At 61.6% G+C, this 8615-nt stretch carries 8 protein-coding genes; 7 read left to right on the top strand and 1 reads right to left on the bottom strand.

Features of this window, described 5'->3' with window-relative positions:
• Positions 1-325 precede the first annotated feature (325 nt).
• The gene (locus tag EN749_RS24180) at positions 326-937 is read left to right on the top strand and encodes a thymidine kinase (protein ID WP_127266553.1); all 612 of its coding nucleotides are present in this window, start codon (positions 326-328) and stop codon (positions 935-937) included.
• A 69-nt stretch (positions 938-1006) separates the two neighbouring features.
• Here EN749_RS24180 and EN749_RS24175 read toward each other — a convergent pair whose 3' ends face one another.
• Positions 1007-1903: a DMT family transporter gene (locus EN749_RS24175; protein WP_127266552.1), complete on the bottom strand. Its 897-nt coding sequence runs from the start codon at positions 1901-1903 to the stop codon at positions 1007-1009.
• A gap of 97 nt (positions 1904-2000) precedes the next feature.
• On the opposite strand from EN749_RS24175, the gene EN749_RS24170 reads away from it, so the two are divergent.
• From EN749_RS24170 to EN749_RS24145, 6 genes are all read left to right on the top strand, one after another.
• Positions 2001-2858, top strand: a complete 858-nt coding sequence (locus tag EN749_RS24170) for a LysR substrate-binding domain-containing protein (RefSeq protein WP_127320773.1) — start codon at positions 2001-2003, stop codon at positions 2856-2858.
• Positions 2859-2952: 94 nt separating this feature from the next.
• Positions 2953-3342 (top strand): cytochrome c family protein, encoded by a 390-nt coding sequence (locus tag EN749_RS24165; protein ID WP_128364114.1) that lies wholly within the window; start codon positions 2953-2955, stop codon positions 3340-3342.
• A 311-nt stretch (positions 3343-3653) separates the two neighbouring features.
• The gene (locus tag EN749_RS24160) at positions 3654-4742 is read left to right on the top strand and encodes a hypothetical protein (protein WP_127266549.1); all 1089 of its coding nucleotides are present in this window, start codon (positions 3654-3656) and stop codon (positions 4740-4742) included.
• 31 nt (positions 4743-4773) lie between these two features.
• Positions 4774-5919 carry a hypothetical protein gene (locus tag EN749_RS24155; protein WP_128289525.1) on the top strand — a complete coding sequence of 382 codons (1146 nt, stop codon included), beginning with the start codon at positions 4774-4776 and terminating at the stop codon, positions 5917-5919.
• Positions 5920-5943: 24 nt separating this feature from the next.
• On the top strand, positions 5944-7854 hold the full coding sequence (locus EN749_RS24150) for an ATP-binding protein (protein WP_128289526.1): 1911 nt from the start codon (positions 5944-5946) through the stop codon (positions 7852-7854).
• Between the two features lie 9 nt (positions 7855-7863).
• Positions 7864-8615: DUF6638 family protein (locus EN749_RS24145; RefSeq protein WP_348629373.1), on the top strand; the 752-nt coding region annotated here is incomplete at its 3' end.

The following is an 8615-nucleotide window of genomic DNA, read 5'->3' as shown; positions in this document are numbered from 1 at the left end:
AGGCAGCGCTGGTGGACAAAAAAGCCGCCAGACCGAGGCCGGCGACGAAAGAGTTCATACGCGACATAGACAGTCTCCCATTGTGATTCTTTGGCGAAGCGTAGCTACGGTTTCTATGCCCGCCTTGTTTCGTCAGCCAAACACCATTCTGGTGTGGTTTCAAGCATTAAGACAATCGCGATCAACGGCGCGGGCTGGCCAATCAGCGACACATCAGGCGCTTTTGCCATGCCGGACGGTTTTTTCGAAGACGGGCCGGCTTTTTCAGGGGAATGCGGGCGACCGCCCCTCCCCGTATCAGGGCAAGTCGGCTTAAAAGAGCGGCATGGCCAAGCTCTACTTTCACTATGCGACCATGAACGCCGGCAAGACGACGATGCTCTTGCAGGCCTCTTACAATTATCGCGAGCGCGGCATGGGCACGATGCTGTTCGTCGCCGGCCACTACCGCAAGGGCGACACCGGCCTGATCTCGTCGCGCATCGGCCTGGAGACGGAAGCCGAGATGTTCCGCGATGGCGACGATCTGTTCGCCCGCGTCACCGAGCATCACGCGCATACGTCAGTGCATTGCGTCTTCGTCGACGAGGCGCAGTTCCTCGAGGAGGAGCAGGTCTGGCAGCTCGCCCGCATCGCCGACCGGTTGAACATCCCGGTCATGTGCTACGGCCTGCGTACCGATTTCCAGGGCAAGCTGTTTTCCGGCTCGCGCGCGCTACTGGCCATCGCCGACGATTTGCGCGAAGTGCGCACCATCTGCCGATGCGGCCGCAAGGCGACGATGGTCGTGCGCCTCGGCCCCGATGGCAAGGTGGCGCGCCAGGGCGAGCAGGTGGCAATCGGCAAGGATGTCTATGTCTCGCTCTGCCGCCGCCACTGGGAGGAAGAGATGGGCCGCGCCACGCCAGACGATTTCATCGGCTTTATCAAAGGCTGACTCTGTCTCTTGGTTATTGGAGCAATTCCAGGGGAAGCGCTATGTGCTTTCCCGGGAATTGCTTCGGGCTCACACGGTCGAGACACGCCGTCTTGGAAACCGCCAGCCAAGCCGCACACCAAGCGTTGCCAGCGCAATCAGTGCCATGCCGGCTGCCTGCGCCGGTCCGAGCGGATGCCCATAGATAGCCCAGTCGACGATGATGGCGACGACCGGGTAGATGAAGGTGATGACGCCGATCACCGGTGTCGTCAGGCGTGGGAAGGCCGAATTCATCAACACGTAGGCGATGCCAGTGTGCAGCACGCCGATGCCGAGCAGCCAGCCCCATGATGCAGGCGCAATATGTTGGCCGACGCCGGCGAACGGGGCGAGCATGACGACCCCCACCACCGTTTGGCAGAGTACCGTGATTTCGGCGCGCTGCTGGCCCAGGCCTTTGGCTAGGATCGTTGTAACGGCATAGAGCAGTGCGCCGCCCAGCGTCAGCGCAATGCCCGGCACCCAGTTGGCATCGGCATGACCGTGCGCGAAAACGAGGCCGCTGGCCAGCACGACGCCGAGAAACGCACCGAGCATCCACAGCAGTTGGTCGGGCGAGATGCGTTCCCTTAGGAAAACCACGCCGATCAGGACCACGAAGAACGGCTGGATATGGTAGATAATCGTCGTCGTGGCGATCGACGTCATGGCGAAGCCGGCGAAGAAGGCTGTCCAGCTCAGCACCATGCACACGCCGGCAAGTGCTGCAAGGGCAAGCCGGGACGGCAACAGCGTCCGATCCGGCAGGTAGCCGCGCAACAGGCACCATATGAGAAGGAAGATCGCGCCGAACACACATCGCCAGAAGACGACGGTGACGGGATGCAGCCCCGATTCCGTGGCGAAGGCGCCGACCGTGCCTGCGATCACCATTGCCAGAGCAAGGCTCGCGGCCGGGAAGCGGGCTGTCGAGGCGTCCGTCATGTGGTGGTTCCCAGCGATCCCAACCATCTGGTCACTGGCGCCACCTTCAAACAAGCGAATAGATTTGGAATGATCTATTCGATATGCTGATAGCACCATGGCCGCGCCACTCGATCTCAACCTGCTGAAAACCTTCGTCGCCGTCGTCGAGAGCGGCAGCCTTTCCAATGCAGCACCTCGGGTCGGCCGCAGCCAGTCGGCGGTCAGCATGCAGATGCAGCGGCTGGAGGAGATGGTCGGCAACCAGCTTCTGGTGCGTGGTCCCAGAACCGTCACTCCCAATGCGATCGGCGAGGATTTCCTGATCTATGCGCGCCGGTTGCTGAAACTGTCGGATGAAGCCTGGGCAAGCGTCACCCGGCCCAAGGAGACAGGCAGCGTCCGCTTGGGGGTGCCCGACGACTATGCCGCCTTCCTCCTGCCGCCCGTGCTCTCACGCTTCGCGGCGGAGCATCCCCTGGTGACGGTGGAGTTGATCTGCGAACAGTCGACCGCGCTGGTGAAGACGCTGGCGGAGGGGCGGCTGGATCTGGCGATCATCACCCGCTTGCCGGAGCAGCCGCTTGAGGTGATCCGGCTGGAACGCTTCGTCTGGGTCGCCTCGCCCAACCATGTCGCCTGGGAGGCCGACCCGCTTCCGGTCGCCTTGTTCGAACCGGGCTGCGCCGCCAGGATGAATGTCCTGCAGGCGCTTGGCGATGCCGACCGCTCCTATCGCTGTACCTATTCAAGCGCCTCTCTGCTTGGCCTGATCGCCGTCGTCCAGGCCGGGCTCGCGGTGGCTGGCCTTGCGATGCGCAGCGTACCGCCATCGCTGCGCATCGTCGGCGGCAATGAAGGGCTGCCGGTGCTGCCGGACCTCGAAATCGGCATCCTGCGCAACCCGCTGTCGACGACCCAGGCGGTCGAGCGGCTGAATGATTTCCTGCGCCGCGATCTGGCACAACAGGCCTGACTCGCGGGCCTGTCTTCCGCAATCCCGCCGCGATGCAGCGTTTGTTAAAGGCTCGGTACTATAAGGCCGCCAGCCAGAACTCTCCGGGGGCAGCATGTTAAGAGCCGCTTCGTCCGCCAGCATCCTTCTCCTCGCCAGCTCGCTTGTGGCCCATGCCGGCGGCGACCCGACCCTGGGCAAGAAGGCCTTCAACCGGTGCATGGCCTGCCATGAAGCCGCCACCGACCGCGACAAGGTCGGTCCGCATCTGTTGGGCGTCTTTGGCCGCACCGCCGGTAGCGCCGAGAGTTATCTTGGCCGCTATTCCGAGGCGATGAAGAGTGCCGGCGCCGCCGGCCTGGTCTGGGATGAAGCCAATATCGCCGAGTATCTCAGGGCACCCAAGCTGAAAGTGCCCGGCAACAAGATGGCGTTTGCCGGCCTGACCAAGGACGACGACATCGCCAATGTCATCGCCTATCTGAAGGCCGATCCCAAGCCCTGATCCGCTGTTCGCCAGCTCTGTAAAACCGGCTTTCTCGTCGCATATCGCGGCCGCGATTGCTTCGGTGGTTTGCCCAATACAAAGGCATCCGTGCGCCTTCGCCTTGCCGCATGAAAGTTCAATGACAGCTGAACTATGGCTGGTCGGCAAGCTAATCACGCTAAGCCCAAGCCTTCACTGGCTTTCAAGACCCTGACGAATTTTTTTGTTTTCACGCCGCCCTTGTCTTCACGTCTTTCAATCCCCTGATGCCCCACATATATTCGCCGCTGTTCGCGACCAGCGACGTCATGCCGAAGCGGGAGGCCCCAATGGCGACATTGCAGAATTTCGACGCCGAAATTGCCAAGACCAAGCAGGTCGTGCAGGACATGCGCTCCAAGATCGAGCAATCCGGCACCATGCTTGATACGCTTGCCACATCAGACAAGAAGATCGGCGACGCCAATTTCGACCTCGAGAACGCCCGCATCGAGGATGTGCTGAAGCAGCAGAAGGTGATGGAAGGCAACATTGCCGACCTGATCATCGGGCTGGAGGACGCCACCAACGTCTTCGGCGCCGAGTTCGAGAGCATGAAGAACTACACCGGCTGGGAAAAATTCATTGGCATCTTCTCCAGCCAGAGCAAGCAGCGCATGCGCACCGACCGCGTTCGCAACATGTCGCTGGCCGGCAATCTGCAGGAACTGCTGGTCAAATCCGACACCATCGTCGGCATATTAAAGGCGCAGAAAGAGGTTCTCGACCAACGCTACAAGACCTCGGAAACCAGCCTGTCGCAGGTGATCGAGCGCCGCAAGACCACCATGACCAACCTCGAAGCCGTGCAGAAGCGCATCGAGGAGCTCAACCCGATGCTGCTCGACATCGAAAACAAGATCGCCGCTTCGACCAGCCAGAAGGACCGCACGCAGCTCGAAGGCGAACGCTCCAAGCTGGCGACGGAATACAACGAAAAGCAGGCCAAGGAGCAGGAACTGCTGGCCGAGAGCCAGACGCTCGAGCGTTACACCTCGATGTTCCAGACCTTCGTCGATTCGCTCAACAACCAGATCGCCGCGCAATCGACGCTGATCAACAAGCTGACCATCGATACCGAGCAGCGCATCGTGCTCTACAAGGCGCTGGAAGATTCGCTGAAGACCGCCGCCCAGCAGGACGTCGCCCACAAGATCAACACGCTGGGCAGCCAGGTCGACAACACCGCCGAGGAAACCATGGCCGGTATCGGTGCTGCTTCGCAAAAGCACATCGGTGACCTGCTTGAGATGCACGAGAAGAACATGGTCGCCACCGCCGATATCCAGCGCCGCAAGAAGCTGGCCGACGATGCCTTCGCCCGCCGCTTCGACGAGGTGCTGAAGAAGCACAATTCGGCTAACTACGTGCAGTCTTAAGGGTGACAGCACTGCCCGCGAGCGACCAGGCATGACCCCCGAAAACGAAGCGGCGGCACGGTATTTTTCCGCCATCACGGCCGCGCTCAGCGGCCTTGAAGTGTTCATGCGCGACGATCGCTCGCCGCTCTACCGGCACGGCATCGTCGCCAAGATCGTCGCCGAACACATCGCCAGGCTCGACAAGTCGTTTTCCTGCTGGCGCAACCGGCTGGGCTTCATGGACACATTCCGCATTTCGCGCGCCGAAAGCGGATTTCCGGTGTTCCAGAACCTGCTCGAACTGGAAAACGACCGACGCCAGGCCGACGCGCGGCTTGCCAACATTCCGCTCGCCGGCGAGTTGCGCGAGGAAATGGCCGACTTCATCCTGCGCCACAAGGAATTCCCCGCGGCGCTGCAGAAGTCGATAGCCGAGCGGCTTTATCTCGAGGACGTGAAAAGCGAGAACACGTTCGGCCCGTTCACCCTGGCGCAAACGGCCAAGGTCTCGGTCAATCCGAAGACGGGGCGGCCCTATTATCTCGTCCACTGGGCGACGTTCGACGGCAGCGCCAACCTGCCTCTGGTCTACATGGTGACGGTGGAGGATTCGTCCGAAACGATGATCCGCCAGCTCGTCGACAGAAACGGCAAGCTGAACGAGACGATCGACATTCCTCTGCCGGTCGATGGCCTGCTCAATCCCGAGCTTGCCCACCGTTTCGACGATTTCACCGAGAAGAACTCCGCCTACACGCTGTCGCCGGCGACCATCGCGGTCAATCTCGACAAGGATTTCGAGCAGCTGCATCCCAAGCAGCTGCGCCGCGTCGTGCTCGGCCCGTTCTATTCGGCTGGCATCACCGACAACAATTCGACGGTGACCGAAGTCCTGGCCAAGGTGCGCAAGCCGGAAAATGCCTGGCTTTTGACCTGGACCATCCAGGAAGTCTATTCCAAGGCCGAGAAACCCGGCCGCAAGGGGCTGTTTTCCAGCGAGAAGACGACGCAGGAATTCTTCATCAATACCGACGATCTGGAAGCCGCGCGCCAGGGCGTGTCGAGCTACGAAAACCATGCGCTGATCCCGCACGAGGCCTATCAGGCGCTCTACGCCGCCGGCGAGGCGCAGAAGATCTTTGCCGGCTACAAGGTTCACATTCTGTCGAACGGACAGGTCATCTCAGACGTCTGACCGTCACACCACGGAGCACCCTTCATGGATACCGGCCTGACCACCATCCCGGAAGCCGCCATCGAGAAGCACCGCGCTACCGCGCAGAGCTTCATCACCCGTGTCGTCGTGCTGGAGGACCCGTCTAGCTCCTCCGGCACAGCACTTGCCGGCACCAATCGCCGCTTCGTTTCGACCGTCTCGGTCGGTTCGGTGCGCCGCACGCGCGAGGTCGAGCTGGCCAAGACCGTCGGCGCCGTTCATCCCGACGACCAGCTGCTGACCATCCCGCAGCACACGCTCCTGTTTCGCGCCCGGCGCGGCACGGCGATCGCGCTGGCAATATCGGACGTCTTTGCCGAGGGCTCGGACCTTGAAAGTCTGCAGGCCAAGAACACCCGCGCGCCGCTCGAGGGCGACGAGGCGTCCACCTTCAAGAAGCTTCTGTCGGCCTCGGCTTACATTTCGGCCTTCAGCCTCGCCTCCTACCTATTCCAGCTGATCGACAGCGACGGCGAGGCGCCCAACGACAGTCCCGAACCGGACTTCCTGTTCGATACGCCGCAGGATGCGGTGAAGTCGATCCTGGCAGGCCTCGACAAGGCGATCTCGGGATCGTCCGACGACGCCGACCTGATGACAAGGGCGCGCGCCTTCGCCCGCGTCGCCATCGACGGGCTTCTGGCCCGCAAGGGCCGCTTCGACGGCATCGGCCCGTTCGAGAACGCGCATATCCGTATCGATGCCGACGATTTCACCCTCGATGGTTTCGACGTCGCGCCGGGCAAGCGTTCAAAACCGCTGGTGATGACATTCAAGAAGCCGGAAGAGGTCGTCGGCAACCACATCGCCAAATACCAGTCGGTCAAGCTCGCCAAGATGCTGATGGCCTACGACTTCGAGCGCGAACTCAATCCGTTCGTCGAACTCGGCGGCTTCCTGTTCACCTTCATTGGCGACGGCGCCCCCGGCACCGGCAAGACGACGCTGATCCAGATGATCGCCGGCCTCGTCAACGGCTATTGCCAGGTCGCCGGCTATCCCTTCGCCTACGAGAATTTCGGCGTCGACCAGATCTCGTCCTATCAGGGCAAATCAGGCCAGAACTGCCGCCAGTTCATCAACAATGTGCTGAACCCGCGCGTCATCGGATTCGGGACCATCGACGACATCGACCAGGTGGCGGCGCGCCGCTCAGACGACCGCGCCTCGGCCGGCCAGCAGGAAATCACCGGCGTGTTGATGGATGCCTTCGCCGGTGCCGCGACCGTGGTGCGCGGCAACTGCTCGTTCGGCATGTTCTCCAACTATCCCGAAAATGTCGACGACGCGCTGCGCCAGCGCGCCGGCGCCCGCTGGCTGGTCGACGGGCCCCAGAGCCGCAACGACTACATCGACATTTTTGTCCTGCTGGCGGGAAAAAACCACAAGATCCCGCTCGGCGACCACGATCTCTACGCCGCGCAGGAAATCCAGCGCGCCGTGACCGAAGCCTATGAGCAGCACGAGAAGCCGCAAGAAGACGGGCTGGTGAAGGTCTACGAACGCTACATGAAGGAGAACGGCGCACCGAAATCGATGGCCGACATCGGCACCTATCTGCACCTGATCAAGGATGCCGAGCCCCGCTTCACCGGCCGCGCCATCAAGAACGTCACCGACGCTATCAAGATGCGCGCGATGGACATCGAGCTTCCCGACGACTGGTTCGAGAGGCCGGAAGTCTTCATGCACAAGGGCTACGACGAGAAGAAAGCGATGATCGAGGAACTGCGCGGGCCGTTCTCGATGGACATGGTCATGCAGGAGATCAACCGCTATGCCGACTCGGAGTTCCGCTATTCCGACAAGTCCGACGACTCCGCCGTACAAAAGCTGCTGCGCGACGCCCGCCTGCGCGAGCGAGCCGCGCGCGAGATGGAGGAGATGAAGAAGAAGGGGCTATGGAATGCCTAGAGGTAGGCAATGACCCCCGCCAAAAAACCCGATCTCCTGCGTGACAACGAGCTGATCTATGGCCGGCTGTTGACGGTCGACGAGCCGCACCTCATCCAGCGCTACAACAAGGCGCTGGCCGCGTTCGGCTTGAAGCCGACGAAACTGAAGAGCTTCCAGATCGACCGCACCGGCTTCTCGCCCGAAGTGGCCGAGGAATGCGATGATTATGACTATCTCGATCCCAATGAGGTCAACCGCCGTTTCATCATCCTGACGCCGTCGCAGATTGACCTGCCGGTGGTGCACACCGCCTTCTCCAACACCTCGCAACTGATGTTCGAGTTCATGTCCAGGAACCGGCGCGCCATCGATGCGCTGACGATCAAAGACGTCATCTACGGCGAGATCGAGGATTCCATTCCCAAGGTCAACGACATCGAGGACTTGCTGTCGATCAGCCAGGTCGAATTCAAGGTGCTGTCGGCCGAGGATGTGCTGGGCAAGGCAGCCGAACTCGGCAAGCTCGTCGACCGGCTGAAGCAGGAGCCAGATGCCTGGCGCGACAACGCCATGCTGACCCGCATGGTCGAGCTCGCCAAGATCTGCGGCGACATCCGCGAGAACGCGCTGGTACCCGACCAGGTGATCTTCCGACACAACGCCTACTGGACCAGCCATTTCGGCGGCCTCTACGTGTTCGTCGATCCGGATGTGACGACGGTGATCAGCGATCCGGCCGCCCCCGGTTTTCGCCGCTCGCGGCCGTGGCAGGTCAGCTA

The sequence above is a fragment of the Mesorhizobium sp. M7A.F.Ca.ET.027.02.1.1 genome (assembly GCF_004022985.1).
Taxonomy (GTDB): Bacteria; Pseudomonadota; Alphaproteobacteria; order Rhizobiales; family Rhizobiaceae; genus Mesorhizobium.
This window is presented reverse-complemented; position numbering and strand designations above follow the sequence as displayed.